16 protein-coding genes are annotated in these 15,275 nt (G+C 55.9%); 10 read left to right on the top strand and 6 right to left on the bottom strand.

The window, feature by feature from the left end; translation table 11 throughout:
- Positions 1 to 4 precede the first annotated feature (4 nt).
- Positions 5 to 340: a hypothetical protein gene (locus LNA76_RS00080; RefSeq protein ID WP_003803097.1), complete on the bottom strand. Its 336-nt coding sequence runs from the start codon at positions 338 to 340 to the stop codon at positions 5 to 7.
- A gap of 340 nt (positions 341 to 680) precedes the next feature.
- Positions 681 to 1,130, bottom strand: coding sequence for a hypothetical protein (locus LNA76_RS00075; protein WP_230017567.1), 450 nt, complete (start codon positions 1,128 to 1,130; stop codon positions 681 to 683).
- A 126-nt stretch (positions 1,131 to 1,256) separates the two neighbouring features.
- On the opposite strand from LNA76_RS00075, the gene LNA76_RS00070 reads away from it, so the two are divergent.
- The 6 genes from LNA76_RS00070 to ruvA all read left to right on the top strand — a co-directional run bounded on the left by LNA76_RS00070 (position 1,257) and on the right by ruvA (position 6,569).
- Complete coding sequence (locus tag LNA76_RS00070) at positions 1,257 to 2,417, top strand: FAD-dependent monooxygenase (protein WP_094197527.1); 1,161 nt, start codon at positions 1,257 to 1,259, stop codon at positions 2,415 to 2,417.
- Positions 2,418 to 2,512: 95 nt separating this feature from the next.
- Positions 2,513 to 3,508, top strand: a complete 996-nt coding sequence (gene dusB, locus LNA76_RS00065; RefSeq protein ID WP_094197528.1) for a tRNA dihydrouridine synthase DusB — start codon at positions 2,513 to 2,515, stop codon at positions 3,506 to 3,508.
- Positions 3,509 to 3,563: 55 nt separating this feature from the next.
- Complete coding sequence (locus tag LNA76_RS00060; RefSeq protein WP_003803089.1) at positions 3,564 to 3,803, top strand: helix-turn-helix domain-containing protein; 240 nt, start codon at positions 3,564 to 3,566, stop codon at positions 3,801 to 3,803.
- 26 nt (positions 3,804 to 3,829) lie between these two features.
- Positions 3,830 to 5,422: a bifunctional phosphoribosylaminoimidazolecarboxamide formyltransferase/IMP cyclohydrolase gene (purH, locus tag LNA76_RS00055; protein WP_230017566.1), complete on the top strand. Its 1,593-nt coding sequence runs from the start codon at positions 3,830 to 3,832 to the stop codon at positions 5,420 to 5,422.
- Position 5,423: 1 nt separating this feature from the next.
- Positions 5,424 to 5,969 (top strand): crossover junction endodeoxyribonuclease RuvC, encoded by a 546-nt coding sequence (gene ruvC, locus LNA76_RS00050; RefSeq protein WP_094197530.1) that lies wholly within the window; start codon positions 5,424 to 5,426, stop codon positions 5,967 to 5,969.
- An 18-nt stretch (positions 5,970 to 5,987) separates the two neighbouring features.
- Positions 5,988 to 6,569: a Holliday junction branch migration protein RuvA gene (gene ruvA, locus LNA76_RS00045; protein ID WP_121739460.1), complete on the top strand. Its 582-nt coding sequence runs from the start codon at positions 5,988 to 5,990 to the stop codon at positions 6,567 to 6,569.
- 280 nt (positions 6,570 to 6,849) lie between these two features.
- Here the strand turns inward: ruvA and LNA76_RS00040 are convergent, their stop codons facing one another.
- Positions 6,850 to 7,809 carry a threo-3-hydroxy-L-aspartate ammonia-lyase gene (locus LNA76_RS00040; protein WP_094197532.1) on the bottom strand — a complete coding sequence of 320 codons (960 nt, stop codon included), beginning with the start codon at positions 7,807 to 7,809 and terminating at the stop codon, positions 6,850 to 6,852.
- A gap of 201 nt (positions 7,810 to 8,010) precedes the next feature.
- Between LNA76_RS00040 and ruvB the strand changes: the two genes are divergently transcribed.
- A complete protein-coding gene (ruvB, locus tag LNA76_RS00035) occupies positions 8,011 to 9,081 on the top strand; it encodes a Holliday junction branch migration DNA helicase RuvB (RefSeq protein WP_230017565.1) in 1,071 nt (356 codons plus the stop codon).
- Positions 9,082 to 9,085: 4 nt separating this feature from the next.
- Here ruvB and LNA76_RS00030 read toward each other — a convergent pair whose 3' ends face one another.
- Together LNA76_RS00030 and pyrC are read right to left on the bottom strand one after the other, a co-directional pair.
- Complete coding sequence (locus LNA76_RS00030) at positions 9,086 to 9,886, bottom strand: hypothetical protein (protein ID WP_230017564.1); 801 nt, start codon at positions 9,884 to 9,886, stop codon at positions 9,086 to 9,088.
- An 87-nt stretch (positions 9,887 to 9,973) separates the two neighbouring features.
- Complete coding sequence (gene pyrC, locus LNA76_RS00025) at positions 9,974 to 11,032, bottom strand: dihydroorotase (RefSeq protein ID WP_121739462.1); 1,059 nt, start codon at positions 11,030 to 11,032, stop codon at positions 9,974 to 9,976.
- 318 nt (positions 11,033 to 11,350) lie between these two features.
- Here pyrC and LNA76_RS00020 point away from each other — a divergent pair, with 318 nt between their 5' ends.
- The 3 genes from LNA76_RS00020 (at position 11,351) to LNA76_RS00010 (ending at position 13,771) form a co-directional block, all read left to right on the top strand.
- Complete coding sequence (locus LNA76_RS00020; RefSeq protein WP_009459783.1) at positions 11,351 to 11,629, top strand: SWIB/MDM2 domain-containing protein; 279 nt, start codon at positions 11,351 to 11,353, stop codon at positions 11,627 to 11,629.
- 105 nt (positions 11,630 to 11,734) lie between these two features.
- Entirely contained in the window at positions 11,735 to 13,174 is a 1,440-nt protein-coding gene (locus tag LNA76_RS00015; protein ID WP_230017563.1) for a cryptochrome/photolyase family protein, read from the top strand.
- 18 nt (positions 13,175 to 13,192) lie between these two features.
- The gene (locus tag LNA76_RS00010) at positions 13,193 to 13,771 is read left to right on the top strand and encodes a hypothetical protein (protein WP_094197536.1); all 579 of its coding nucleotides are present in this window, start codon (positions 13,193 to 13,195) and stop codon (positions 13,769 to 13,771) included.
- A 383-nt stretch (positions 13,772 to 14,154) separates the two neighbouring features.
- On the opposite strand, the gene LNA76_RS00005 is transcribed toward LNA76_RS00010, so the two are convergent.
- Entirely contained in the window at positions 14,155 to 14,520 is a 366-nt protein-coding gene (locus tag LNA76_RS00005) for a DUF4870 family protein (RefSeq protein ID WP_094197537.1), read from the bottom strand.
- Positions 14,521 to 15,275 lie beyond the last annotated feature (755 nt).

Here is a 15,275-nt window from a genome sequence, read left to right as displayed (position 1 = left end):
CGGTTTAGTTTATAGCAATACGCTCCCGGCCTGCCCACTTCACATTCAACACACCGGGATAATCCCGAATCAACCGGGCACGCTGCATCAGCTCTGCTCGCAGTTCAGGCGGGCAGGTCAAGGTCACGCACGCGGTATCGTGCGTATCGGAATGGTCCACCTGCACATTGGCCACGCGGATACCCGCCGTGTTCAGGTCCGAGTAAATACGACGCCGGATCTGGGCCAGATCGCCACGAGGGCAGACAACCGTCAAACGGGAGACGGACAAAGGGGCACGGGCACGCAGGGCAGAGGCCTGGATGCCGGCACGGCGCAAAAAGAGATCAAAAATACGCATACATTCCCCCTATTGCACATTAACGTTGCAACACATCAGGATTCAGAAAGCGCAAGGCTTTCAGAGAATGAAATGGCGGGGAAGTTAAGGCAGCAAGAACAACTGCCTGAGATACCACGCCCTGAAATTTCCAGGACGCGGCAAGCTGTGAAGGAATCAGCGGGCCTGAACGCGCCTGGACATAGATAGGTCGAACATAGATCGACTAGCACTGTCGCCGGGGTCGGGATTCACCACACAGCTCCTATAAAACTAAAGAACCCGTAGTGTAACGTGCGCAGCCCCCTTCCACAAGGCAGCCCCCTAGAAAAACCTTTACTTTACAAGGCACTTGATGTGTTTAATACACAGACAAATCCAGCCAGCCCATATAGCGATAAAAGGCCATGATGATGTGCACCAGCCAGAACAGGCTGATATTGGCAAAGGCAACTGCAGCCACCACCGCCGTCAGGACACTGGGCCAGCCATGCTGGTTATGTTGATCGCTTTGCCGGTTGTAGAGCGCGTCAAATTTTTCGGGGCTACGCAGAGCCAGAATGACGGCCTCGATAATCCCGGCACTGACTGGCAAGATCAACAAATTGGGAAATAGCGAATCCAGCCCCTGCTCAAACACCAGCGTTCCCAGAACGGCCAAACTGGTAAACGCCAACGGGACATACCAAAAACGCCGGCCCAAATAACGGTGCTGTGCGCCCACCACGCCTAATAAAAGAGACAGCCACGCGGCGGTGACTTTATGGCGAAAAGGTTTGGTCTGTACAAATGACAAAGTCTGCTGAGACATGCAAGGCATCCAATCCGGGCTTGTGCTGCCAGCCATTGAGCACAGCTGTCAATTGCTTAACGCCAATTTGACAGCCACCTTCCCGTACAATACCTGAATTACTTCCTTGCCGTCATGAGGTCCCCCATGAATGCCACCGACTACGACATCGCCATTTGTGGCGCCGGTCCCGTAGGCGCATCTTTGGCGCTAATGCTGGCTGCCCAGCACCCAAGCCCGTCACGCATCGCCGTCCTGGGGAAAAACTTCAATCTGGCCAGCACCGAACATGCTCAAGGCGATCCGCGCACCCTGGCCCTGAATCACGGCAGCCGTCGCTTGATTCTGAATCAGCTCAAAGCCTGGCCCGAGCGCGCCGCCCTGATGCGCACCGTGCATGTATCCCAAAAGGGGCGTCTGGGCCGTTGCCTGATTCAGGCCGATGAACTGGGCGTCCCCGATCTGGGCGCGGTGGTGCACTACGATGATTTGCTCTGGGCCTTGCATGCCCGGTTGCGCGACAGCGGCGTCACCCTGCTGCCTGCCCAGCAAGCCCGTACCCATTCCGCCCCCAAACAAATTCTGGTCGACCACGATGCCGGTCAGGCCACGGCCTTGATTGCCGTGCAGTGTGACGGCGTCCGTCCCAGCGGCGTACGACGCGATTACGGCCAACACGCCCTGTTGACGACAGTACGCGCCAGCCAGCCTCAAACCGGCTGGGCATACGAGCGCTTTACCGAACATGGCCCCTTTGCAGCCCTGCCCCACCCTGACGCTCCGGACCTATACGCGATCGTCTGGTGCAATAGCCCGGAGCGCAGCCAATCCTTGGCCGAACTGCCTGTCGACGCGTTTCAGACCGCCATGCTGCAGGCCTTTGGGGAGCGCCTGGGGCATCTGGAGCTGGTCTCCAAGCGCCACATCTTTCCGCTCGCCTTCCATGCTGGCCCCAGCCGCTTGTCCGAGCGCCTGCTGGCTGTAGGCAATGCCGCCCAGACCTTGCACCCGGTTGCCGGTCAGGGTCTGAACCTGGGCCTGCGCGATGTCGCACAATTGTCACAGTGTCTGGCCGCCTGGCAAGCCGATTGCAGCCAGAACCCCGATCCCTTTTTGGCACGCTATGCCCGTCTGCGTCGTCCGGATCGCTGGTTAACTGCTGCCATCACCGACACTTTGCCACGTCTGTTTGCCACCAAAAACCCCTTGATCCAGCACGCTTGTGGTCTAGGACTGTTGGCGATGGACACCCTGCCTTTCGCTCGTCAGCCCTTTGCCCGACAACTGCTGCAAGGGATGCGCGCCTAGGCCCACCAGCAACAGGGGCTCTAATACGGGGCCTGTCCTTTTCTTCTTGTAAGTCCTTGCCCACGAAGCCGTGTCGCAGGGTTAAAATCTTCCCCATGCGTATCGGCCCCTGGACCCTTCCCAACCCTATTTTCATTGCCCCCATGGCGGGAGTCACAGACAGACCTTATCGTCGTCTGTGCAAGACACTGGGCGCCGGTTATGCCGTCTCGGAAATGGCCGCCAGCAACAAGCGCTTGTGGGATAGCGTGAAAACAGCACGACGACTCAATCACGAAGGAGAGGCTGACCCGATCGCTGTACAGATTGCCGGCTCCGACCCTGAAATGATGGCCGAAGCCGCCGTATTCAACATCAGCAAAGGCGCTCGTATCATTGATATCAATATGGGATGCCCGGCCAAAAAAGTCTGTAACGTCGCCTCGGGTTCAGCCCTGTTACGTGACGAGCCACGCATCATTGAAATCCTTGAACACGTTGTCAAGGCATGTACTCCCTACCAGGTTCCGGTTACACTCAAGACCCGCACTGGCTGGGATGCGCAATCGCGCAATGCTGTTCGTATTGCCCGCTTGGCCGAAGATATCGGCATTGCCGCGTTGACCCTGCATGGCCGCACACGCTGCGACTTCTACCAGGGCCACGCCGAATACGACACCATACGCGAAGTCAAGAACAGCCTCTCTATTCCGGTCATCGCCAATGGGGATATCGATAGTCCCGAAAAGGCAAAATTCGTACTAGAGTACACCGGAGCGGATGCCGTCATGATTGGTCGAGCCGCGCAAGGGCGGCCCTGGATTTTCAGGGAAATCCTGCATTACCTCGAACATGGCGAACATCGTGCAGCCCCCACCTTTGGCGAGCTGCGCGATTGCATGATCGAACACCTGCAAGACCACTACGTTTTCTACGGGCAGCACACTGGAGTACGTACTGCCCGCAAGCATATAGGCTGGTATCTGTCGGATATGCCGGACTCCCGACACTGGCTGGATCAGATTAATCGTATCGAAAACTGTGCAGATCAATTAGAAGCCATTACTCACTGGTTTCAAGAATGCGACCTGGACCAGCCCTACCTGCAATAAAAGACAGCTGTGTGGCTCTTTTGTATTTAAGTACTTCGTATACCTTCAGAAAAAAATGTCAACGACCAACCCACTAGAACAGTCCGTACGTGAACGCCTCGAACGCTACTTCGCCGATCTGGGCGAATCCGAGCCACGCGATCTGTTGTCGATGGTCATCTCCTGCGTGGAACGGCCTGTCCTGCAAGTTGCCCTGGAGAAATCCGCGGGCAACCAATCCAAGGCCGCAGAAATGCTGGGTATCACGCGCAGTACCTTGCGCAAGAAACTCAGCGCCCACAATCTGCAACCCTGATTCCTAACTCTCACGTCTCACCTTCCATGAAAATCCAGACAGCTCTTCTCTCTGTCTCCGACAAAACCGGTATTGTCGAATTTGCCCAAGCACTCGCCCAGCGCGGAGTGCGGCTTCTCTCCACTGGCGGCACGGCCAAGCTGCTGGCCCAGGCCGGCCTGAGCGTTACCGAAGTGGCCCAGCACACCGGTTCGCCAGAAATTCTGGATGGCCGTGTCAAAACACTGCATCCCAAAATTCACGGTGGCCTGCTGGCCCGTCGCGACAGCGCCGAACACCTGAAGACATTGGAAGAGCACGGCATTGACCGTATCGATCTACTGGTCGTCAACCTCTACCCATTCCGTGAAACCATTGCCAAGCCGGGTTGCACCTTTGCCGATGCGGTAGAGAACATTGATATTGGCGGCCCCGCCATGTTGCGCGCTGCTGCCAAAAACCACGGTACGCCTGAAGGCGGCGCCTGTGTCGTCATTGACCCTGTCGATTACGAACGCGTACTGGCTGATATGGACGGCCCTGCTGGTCACCCTTCTTACGGCCTGCGTCTGGAACTGGCTGCCAAGGTTTACGCCCATACCGCCGCTTACGACGGTGCCATTGCCGCTTACCTGAGCAGCCTGGCTCAAGCCGAGCCTGCCCAGGACAGCGCCCCCGAAGTGAACACCTGGCCCAATGTGCTGACTATTCAGCTCAAACAGGAACAGACGCTGCGCTACGGCGAGAACCCGCACCAAAGCGCTGCTTTCTACACAGACGGCACCATTGGTGAAGGTCTGCTGGGTCGCTACAAGCAATTGCAGGGCAAGGAACTGTCCTACAACAATATTGCTGACGCCGATGCTGCTTGGGAATGTGTACGCAGCTTTGATGCGGGCGCCTGCGTCATCGTCAAGCACGCTAACCCGTGTGGTGTAGCCTTGGGCGAAACCGCCGAAGAATCCTACCGCAAAGCCTTCCAAACAGACCCAACCTCGGCCTTTGGCGGCATTATTGCCTTTAACCGCGAGGTGGACGAAGCGGCGGCCCAAGCGATCAGCAGCCAGTTTGTGGAAGTCCTACTGGCACCTTCCTACACTCAAGGTGCACTGGACGTGTTTGCCGCAAAAAAGAACGTGCGCGTACTGAGCATTCAGCCCGGTCAGGCTCACAACGCTTTTGACGTCAAACGTGTGGGTGGCGGCTGGTTGGTGCAAACGCCCGATACGTTCCGCGACAACACCGAAGGCTTCAAGGTCGTGACGCAAGTCCAGCCTACCGCCCAGCAAATGCAAGACATGCTGTTTGCCTGGAACGTGGCCAAGTACGTGAAATCCAACGCTATTGTGTTCTGCGGCCAAGGCATGACGCTAGGCGTAGGCGCAGGCCAGATGAGCCGTGTGGACTCTGCCCGCATCGCCTCCATCAAGGCTGAAAACGCGGGCTTGACCCTGCAGGGTTCGGCTGTCGCGTCCGACGCGTTCTTCCCCTTCCGCGATGGTCTGGATGTGGTTGCCGAAGCTGGCGCCACCTGCGTGATTCAGCCCGGCGGCAGCGTGCGTGACGACGAAGTCATTGCCGCCGCGAACGAGCGTGGTATTGCCATGGTCTTGACCGGCACACGCCACTTCCGTCACTAATATGCGAATCCTGGGCATAGACCCTGGCTTGCGTCGCACTGGTTTCGGAGTGATCGACGCCCAGGGGCCCAGCTTGCGCTATGTGGCCAGCGGGACCATCGTGGTCCCGCCCGATCTGCCTCTGGCAGAGCGGCTCAAGCTGATTTTGACTCACATCACGGAAGTGATTGAGCAAAGCAAGCCCGATACCTCTGCCATTGAAAAAGTCTTTGTAAACAGCAACCCTGCCTCTACCCTTTTGCTGGGGCAAGCACGGGGCGCCGCCTTGTGTGCGCTGGCGGTAGGTGGGCTGGATGTCCATGAATACACGGCTTTGCAGATCAAGAAAACCGTCACCGGCAGCGGCCACGCTGCCAAAGAACAAATCCAACTGATGGTCCAACGGCTCTTGCAGTTGAACGGCCTGCCTGCGCCGGACTCGGCCGATGCCCTGGCCTGCGCCATCAGCCATGCCCATCACAGCAGTGTGGTGGGTGGTCTGCAAAAAAGCGGAGCTCTCACAAGCGGGCCGCGCCGTCGCATTCGCGCTGGCCGGATCTTGGGTTAACTATCCAGAAGGAACATCATGATAGGTCGCATCCGGGGTACCTTGATCGAAAAACAACCGCCTACCATCTGCGTGGATGTAGGGGGGGTCGGTTATGAAATCGATGTACCCATGAGTACGCTCTACCAAATGCCGGAGCTGGGGGCGCAGGTCAATCTGTTCACCCATCTGGCCATTCGTGAAGATGCTCACGTGCTGTTTGGCTTTTCCAGCCTGAACGAGCGCAGCACCTTCAAGGCACTGATCAAAGTCACCGGTATTGGTGCCCGCACAGCCCTATCTTTGCTTTCAGGCATGAATGCTGAAGAACTGGCCGATGCTATTACCCGCCAGGAGACTTCCCGTCTGGTGAAGATTCCAGGCATAGGCAAGAAAACAGCCGAGCGTCTTTTGCTGGAACTGCGTGGCAAGCTGGGTGCAGACCTGGGTGGCGGTGGCGCCGTCAGCGCCGTTCCCAATAGCCGTGATGATGTGCTGCACGCCTTGGAGGCATTGGGCTACTCCAACAAGGAAGCCAGTATTGCTGTCAAAGCACTACCTGATGATATTGATGTGTCGGAAGGGATCAAGCAGGCCTTGAAGTCGCTGTCACGCGCGTGACAAAAAACTGCCATGAATAAGAAACCGGGCCGTTCATCTGAACGGCCCGGTTTTTAATATCTATCCATGTGGCAGCGTATCCGCCGTGACTCTTATTGATGCGATGATGTACTGGCTAATTGCCCTATTGGCTTACTGCGGTTTGCTCGTTTGCTCGTTTGCTCGTTTGCTCGTTTGCTCGTTTGCTCGTTTGCTCGTTTGCTCGTTTGCAACTCCAGTTTGATCCGCTTTCTGAACCATCGGCAAGATAAATGCTTACGTATGCAAATCACTGACCTCATCAAGCCAGCAGCCGACCCAAGGCGGAGACATCCACATTACCACCACTGATCAGCACACCAACCTTACGGCCTTGCAAATCCCCCTGACGCATTGCCGCTGCGGCACCCAGACACCCTGTAGGCTCCACCACCATCTTCATGCGCTCCGCAAAGAAACGCATGGCCTGAACCAGCTCGGTATCCGGCACCGTCAAAATATCCGTCACCATGCTGCGAATCAGCTCGAACGTCATGGGGGCCAGCGCTTGGGTCAGCGCCCCATCAGCAATCGATGCAGGCGGTGCAATCTTGACGATCGCCCCACTACGCAAAGACTGCTGCGCATCATCGCCCGCCTGCGGCTCTACCCCAAAAACTTCACAAGCCGGTGCCATGGCCTTGGCGGCCAGCAAGCAGCCCGACAGCAAGCCGCCTCCACCTAAGGGAACATAAAATTGCTGCAAATCGGGCACTTCCTGAAACAGCTCCAAAGCCGCCGTGCCCTGCCCAGAAATCACATCAGGATGCGCAAAAGGCGGGATCAAAGTCAGTCCCTCGCGCTCCACCAAGTCCTGGGCAATCTGGGCACGGTCTTGGGTCAGGCGATCGTACTCAATCACTTTGGCCCCGTAACCGCGCGTCGCAGCAAGCTTAAGAGCCGGCGCATCCGAATTCATGATGATGGTGGCCGGTATACCCAAGAGCTTGGCTGATAAGGCCACAGCCTGAGCATGATTACCCGAAGAAAATGCCACGACACCGGCTTTTTTCTGTTCATCCGTCAAACGCGCCAGTGCATTGAAACCACCTCGGAACTTGAAAGCACCAATACGCTGAAAGTTCTCGCATTTGAAGTAGACTTCGCCATTCAGGCGCTCGTTCAATGTAGTGGAAGTCAGGACCGGGGTGCGGTGTGCCACGGGCGCCAAGCGTTCTGCGGCAGCCACAACATCAGCAAAATCAGGTAATTCCAGGGACATGGCTAAAATCTCGTTTGAAAATTCCAACCCACATTATGCGGGATGCCAAGCGAAGCAGCCTAGACCCGTCGGCACAAAACGATCCTCCCTGTAGCAGAGCGACGATTTGCATAAGCACTCTGTGCACGCTGCCACGAGCCTCAGTACTCAGGCGGCTAGCGCTTGGTGTACCATACTGTATATTCAATCAGCGTAGTCATCATGGCCATACACTCCGATTCGCTCTCCAGCCTGCCTTCTGAACAGCGCATCATTACGCCCAAACCCTTGTCGCCCAACGAAGAGTCCATCGAGCGCGCCTTACGGCCCAAGATGCTGGAGGACTATGTCGGGCAAGCTCGTGCGCGTGAACAGCTAGAAATTTTCATCGCTGCTGCTCGACAACGTCAGGAGGCCTTGGACCACGTTTTGCTGTTTGGCCCGCCCGGTCTGGGTAAAACCACTCTGGCTCACATCATTGCCCATGAAATGGGCGTGAATCTACGTCAAACCTCCGGCCCCGTGCTGGAGCGCCCCGGTGATCTGGCTGCTCTGCTGACGAATCTGGAACCCAACGACGTCCTGTTTATTGACGAAATCCACCGTCTCTCCCCCGTTGTCGAAGAAATTCTGTACCCGGCCCTGGAAGACTTCCAGATTGATATTTTGATTGGTGAAGGCCCGGCCGCCCGCAGCGTCAAATTGGATTTGCAGCCCTTTACCCTGGTCGGCGCGACAACCCGAGCAGGCATGCTGACCAACCCCTTGCGCGACCGTTTTGGCATTGTGTCCCGCCTGGAGTTCTATGACGTCAAAGACTTAACGCACATTGTGGCACGTAGTGCCGGCCTGCTTAATGTCAGCACAACAGACGAGGGCACCTACGAAATTGCCCGCCGCTCACGTGGCACACCGCGTATTGCCAACCGGCTTTTGCGCCGGGTGCGCGACTACGCCGAAGTCAAAACCGGCGGCATCATCCATACCGACTGCGCACAAGCCGCCCTGTCCATGCTGGAAGTGGACCCGCAGGGCCTGGATTTAATGGATAGAAAACTGCTGGAAGCCATCATCCATAAATTTGACGGTGGCCCGGTTGGGGTAGACAGCTTGGCCGCTGCCATTGGTGAAGAGCGCGACACTATTGAAGATGTCATCGAACCCTATCTGATCCAGCACGGCTTTTTGCAACGCACCCCCAGAGGCCGCATTGCCACCCTGAACACCTGGCGTCACTTGGGGCTAACGCCACCACGTAACACTCAGGGTCAGGAATTGTTCGACGCCGAATAAGTGTTTAGCCCCGGCGGGACCAGGGGCGAAACACCAATAGCAAGGTAATCGCAATCGATACGGCGGCGGCCAACAGCAAGGCCGGCAGCCAGTGCATATACGTGAAGACCAAGGCCAGCGTAGTGCAAAACCCTGCCAGACTCCCCGTCCCCCACAAAGCCGAACGCAAGGTCGCTACCAAGCTAGCAGCACCCAGGGTTTGGTGAATGGTCACAGCCACCACGGTATAGCCAATGGGGAAAGCCATAATCAGTCCCGACAAGCTCGGCCCTAACAAAGAACTGCTGGTGGTCACGATAGCGACCAGAAGTCCTGCCAAGGCTCCTCTGAATATCAGCAAGCCCCAGCCCGCCTTCGCTTTGCTGGTCCCTTTCATGCCGGCCAAACGGCGCGACGCGCGCAAGCTGAACGCAGTGACGGCAATAAACAAGGCTAGCCCCAGCACAGGCTGCACGGGCATGAAGGACAAAAGCAAGGCAGCCACTGCCCAAGCTGCGACCGCACACAGCAAGGTGCGCCAAGGCGACAAGTTGGGAGCGCAAAGAATGATGAGCAGCAAAAACAGTTGCGTCGCACTCAGCGAATACACGGCATAGGTTGCCGCCTGCTGCACATAATCGGCGGGAAACTGTTGGGACAAAAAATAAAAGCCGGGGCCCAGCACCATGGGCAAGCCCGCCAAGGCACCACCGATCAAGGGGCCAAATGCGCCCACAGACCACGAAACCAAGATCACGACCAAAGCGGTCGCGGCCATGCGTGCGGCCAAGGCAGACCACGCCACATCAAGAAAAACAGTTTCCACGGACGTATTTCGCAGTGAGATCAGATATTAAGAGCCGCCCGGCTAAGCGTCATTAAAGACGCAGGAACCGAGCCGCCTCTTTTTTCCCTAGCTCACCACACTCCAGTCCAGAGCCTGACCGGCAGCGAGAGGAATCAATGGCTCACCGGCCATCTCTACAGACTCGGGAATCGTGAATTGACGGCGTTGCAGCGTCATTGTTCCTTCATTGACGGGCAAGCCGTAAAAAGCGGGGCCATTCAAGCTGGCAAAGGCCTCTAGGCGATCCAAACGACCGGCCTTGTCAAAAGCCGACGCGTACAGCTCCATAGCATGCAGCGCGGTGTAACAACCCGCACAGCCACAGCTTTGTTCTTTGCGGCTACGCGAGTGGGGTGCGCTGTCTGTACCCAGGAAAAAACGGTTACTGTCACTGGTTGCGGCGTCTACCAGAGCCTGGCGATGCTTCTCGCGCTTTAAGACTGGCAAACAGTACCAGTGTGGCTGCAAGCCCCCCTGGAACAGGGCATTACGGTTATAGAGCAGGTGATGGGCGGTAATGGTCGCAGCAACCGGGCCCTCGGCCTGGCTGACGTAAGCAGCACCCTCTGCCGTGGTCAAGTGTTCAAACACCACTTTCAGCTCGGGGAAAGCCTTGCGCATGGGAATCATCACACGCTCAATGAATACGGCTTCGCGATCAAACAAGTCGATGCTGGGGTCCGTAACCTCGCCGTGCATTAGCAAAGGCATGCCCGATTCCTGCATCTGCGCCAGCACCCGGGAACAGTTCTTTAGCAAATCCGTCACACCGGCGTCAGAGTTGGTGGTGGCTCCGGCAGGATAGAGCTTGACGCCATGCACAACCCCACTTTCCTTGGCGCGAACGATTTCCTCAGGCTGAGTATTGTCCGTCAGGTACAAAGTCATCAAAGGCTCAAACTTACCGACGTACTCGGTTTTGGCCAATGCGCTCAGAATGCGCTCGCGGTAAGCCAGAGCCTGTGCGGTTGCCGTAACGGGCGGGGTCAGATTGGGCATGACGATAGCCCGATCAAATTGTGCCGCAGTATGGCCCAAGACCGACTCCAACACAGCACCGTCGCGCAGGTGCAAATGCCAATCATCAGGACGACGAATGACCAAGGTATCCACAGTAGGGCTCATATCTTTACTCAATATCAAACAAAGGCTCCGTGCTTTGAACCGTCAATAAAGCAACAGGTGCCACAATTGCCTGTCAGCAGGCCGAATCCATCATTATGCTACAGCTGCCTGCGCTGCGCATGTCGGCACAGAAGTCCCGAGCCCAAATCAATACTGCGTTGCAGCAGCCTGTAAACACTGGAAAATCTGCTTACAGACCAGCAAAGCTCCTACTCACAAAGGGCTTGGACGTATAAGGAGTATCACGGTATGCTGACAGACAAGTCGTGCCCTAGCGCATAACCCGCCCCTTCAACTCGTTTCTCAGGAGTTCCGTTCATGGCCAGCACTGAAAAAAAACCTGCTACCCGCAAACCCAATGCAGCCTTCATGAAACCACTCACTCCTAGCCCAACACTGGCTGCGGTGATTGGCTCTGGCGCGCTACCGCGCACTGAAGTTACGAAGAAAATCTGGGAATACATCAAGAAACACGATCTTCAGGATCCCAAGAACCGTCGCAACATCAATGCTGACGCCAAACTACGCCCCTTGTTCGGCAAGGATCAGGTCTCCATGTTTGAACTGACCAAACTGGTCAGCGCTCACCTGAAATAAGCGCGGGGTGCTCAGGCACCTTTGGCAGTATCGGGCCGCGTCGCTGAGCTTTCAGCTGCGGCCCTTTTTCATGTGTCATCATCAAGCCTTCGCATCTTCATATCGATGTCAATCTCTACTACTCCCGATCAAACCCCACGTGTCCTATGCTGGCTGCGCCGCGATCTTCGCCTGCACGACCACGCGGCCTTGCACCACGCCCTGAAAAGCGGTTTGCCTGTGGCCTGTGTATTTATCTTTGACAGCACAATCCTGGACTCCTTGCCTGCCGACGATGTACGGCTGGCTTTTATACATGACAGTCTGCTGCAGGTGCAGGAACAACTGCGCCAATATGGCAGTGAACTGATCACGGCTCACGGTGACCCAGTACAGAAAATTCCCGAGTTGGCAAACCGCCTGAATGCGAAGGCGGTCTATGCCAATGAAGACTACGAACCTGCGGCCATGGCACGAGATCAGACTGTCAGTCATACCCTGTCTGGCCAAGGCATGGAACTAAAGCTATTCAAGGACCAGGTCATCTTTGCGCGGGATGAAATCCTGACACAGCAAAAACAACCGTATACGGTTTTTACACCTTACAAGCGGAACTGGCTGGCGCGTATTCAATCGGAGGATGCACAAGCCTATGACTGCTCGCAAGGAGAATGGGCCGCCCTGCCAGAGCAAGCCCTACCTGACTTGGAAGAATTAGGCTTTCAGGAAAAATCTCGCGCGAAACTGCTCAGTCCCGCCGGTTGGCAAGGCGCCCAGACATTGCTGGAACAATTTGAGCCCAGAATCCATGCCTATCATGAACGCCGGGACTTTCCAGCCAAACGAGGCGTGTCCTATTTAGCCCCCCATCTGCGCTTTGGAACACTATCCATACGCCAAGCCGTATCTCTGGCTTGGCCCAGCGACTCCGATGGCGCGGCCACCTGGCTGAGCGAACTGATCTGGCGAGAGTTCTACCAGCAGTTCCTATGGCATCACCCAGAAACGGCGACAGAGAGCTTCAAGCCGGCCTACAAGGACCTGCCTTTCCCTAATCGCGAAGACTGGTTTCAGGCCTGGAAAGACGGCCAGACCGGCTATCCAATTGTTGATGCCGCCATGCGTCAATTGAACCAGTCAGGCTATATGCACAACCGGCTGCGCATGATAAGTGCGTCCTTTCTGGTAAAAGACTTGCTGATAGACTGGCGATGGGGGGAGCAATATTTTGCCCAGAAGCTGCTTGATTACGATATGGCTTCTAACGTGGGGGGCTGGCAATGGGCCGCTTCCACCGGATGCGATGCGCAGCCTTACTTTCGCATCTTCAACCCCATAACCCAATCGCGTAAATTTGATCCAGACGGACAGTTCATACGTCGATATGTGCCCGAACTGGCGTCGCTGGACAAACAAGCTATTCACGCGCCTTGGCAGGCCAAGCAGCTCCCTATCGAATTCAGGTCAGGGAAAGACTACCCGGCCCCCATCGTAGACCATGACACACAACGGCATCTTGCTTTGGCCTTATTCAAGCAAGCAGGAGAGCAAGAACAAGCGGATTGAAATACCTTAAGGATAGTTATGTCAGATAGCTTCAAGCGACCTTCTCCGATCAGTACTTCCGTATTACTACAAAACCTGCAAGCCGCTCATCCCCAAGCACAAGTGGCCGTTCTGGACTTCAGCGCAGACCATGCCGAAATCAGCTTGGCGCATCAAGGCGCCCCTGTACATACGGAGCACTTCCCGGAACTTAGCGCAGTCCAGCTGTTGGCCAATTGTTTTTCGGACTCAAGCTCACGCCAGGCGCAGTTGGAGCATGCCATTGAAGTCGTCGAAGACGCCATCATGCCGGCCAGTCTGGATCTACGCCAGTTCACGGTATTTGCCACGGCTGAATATGCAGAAGAACTACATGCTTGGCTCCATACAGCTCAAGGCAATGAACAGCACATCATCAATCGGGACATGATCGACGATCTGTTCACCCTTTATGCCGCCGCCAGCCAAGGGGCCGTCAGTCTGAAAATGATCAACGCTAGCTCTTTGGAAAATATCCATCAGCTAGTCAACAATCAAAACCTGGGTATATACCTGCTACTGCTGCGTGAATGCATGCACCATATGCATATCGAGCAGGTTCACTTGCTGGCGCCCTGAGGCTTGCCCTTTGGGGTTTTTATAGGTGAAGAGAAACCCAGCCATGCAGGAAAACACCCAACATAAAACCAGGCATCCTTCAGTACAAGCATTCAAGCAGCAAGCATCCTGGCTTGCAGTGGCCTAAGCTCCTGAAACCAGGGCAAAACGTCTTGTATTTTTTTTGCCCCCCTGACATAGGGCGCAGAGAAGAGAAGCTGCCAACCGTCACGATGAGGCTGAGTCAACACGCATAAGCAAAGAGCCCCGCAAGCAAAGGGCCCAAGACTAATCGTACCCAGAATGGAGCAAAACGAGATCACATAAAAAAAGGTGCTCATCAGAGCACCTTTTAAAATACTTCTTTCTGGTCTGGCCCAGAACTCTTCTGATACTGGATCGGCCTAGTAATCGTGGCCCAGCGCCTGACCACCAGCCAAAGCCAACCAGCCTTTGATCAAGCGATGAACGATCCAAACCAAGGCCACCAGCGCGGTTACCCAACCAATGAAGATGGTCGTTAGCAAAGCGCTCAGCACCACCCACAACAGACCCCACCAGAAAGTCTTGATAACCCAGTCCAGGTGACTGGCATAAATGGTGCCCGACGCATCACCGCGTTTGACGTAGGCCAGGATCACGGCTGCCACAGCCGCGGCACCGAAGATACCTGCACTGATCATAGCCAAAGAAAACAAGCCATAGCAGATGTGCGTGATCTTGCGCAGCGACAAGCCTGGTTCAAGCTCGGGGCTAATGGGCTGATTCATTCGGTTCTCCTGAAACAAGCATTAACAATAACGATACCGAACCATTTTACCCATACTTTGGGCATTAACCGTATGACAGTGGCAGAGCTACCACCATATGAATAGAAGAAGTAGCGGCCTGAAGATAAATCCTATATCCCGAGGAAGTACACACCCCACATACTCAATAGACACGGTAGGCAGCAGCCGAATAGAAAGAAGGGGAATCGGTAACCGAAACGGGCTGATGGTGATGCAGGTGTGCAGAGCTATCAACAACAAACACCCCACGCAGCCAGAGTCAGGCAAGCACCATGACGATGGAAGCGACGGTGGGTAAGCGAACAGAGGAAGGAAGGTAGGTTAAGAAGCGCCCGGAATGAGTTTTTACGGGTGGGATGGAGGGGTGTTGTAGAAGAAGAATGGGGAAGATCCAGCGTCCCCCCAGCCGATAGGCCATCAGCTCGATCAAACCAAAGGCTTTCTTGGCTCACTGGATGCCAATCCACGTAACTACCCGAGGCAAGCCGAGAAGAAGGGGCGGACAACAGCCGTACAGAAGAAGGAAGGAAGGTGAGGCTGAAGGCTCCGACCTGTATTAGCCAGCACCGGATGCTACGCGGCGGAGCTACCCGAGGGGCAAGCCGAAGCAGACGCTAGTAAGCCGTACAGAACAAGGCAGACAAGGTGCCCAGAACGGGCCAGGAGGAAGGAAGGGACGTCCGAACGAGATGATCGCAGGGATCCGGTCCTTATGCCACCAGAACACAGCTGGG

It is taken from the genome of Alcaligenes sp. MMA, from assembly GCF_020907215.1.
Classification (GTDB): domain Bacteria; phylum Pseudomonadota; class Gammaproteobacteria; order Burkholderiales; family Burkholderiaceae_B; genus Alcaligenes; species Alcaligenes aquatilis.
This window is presented reverse-complemented; position numbering and strand designations above follow the sequence as displayed.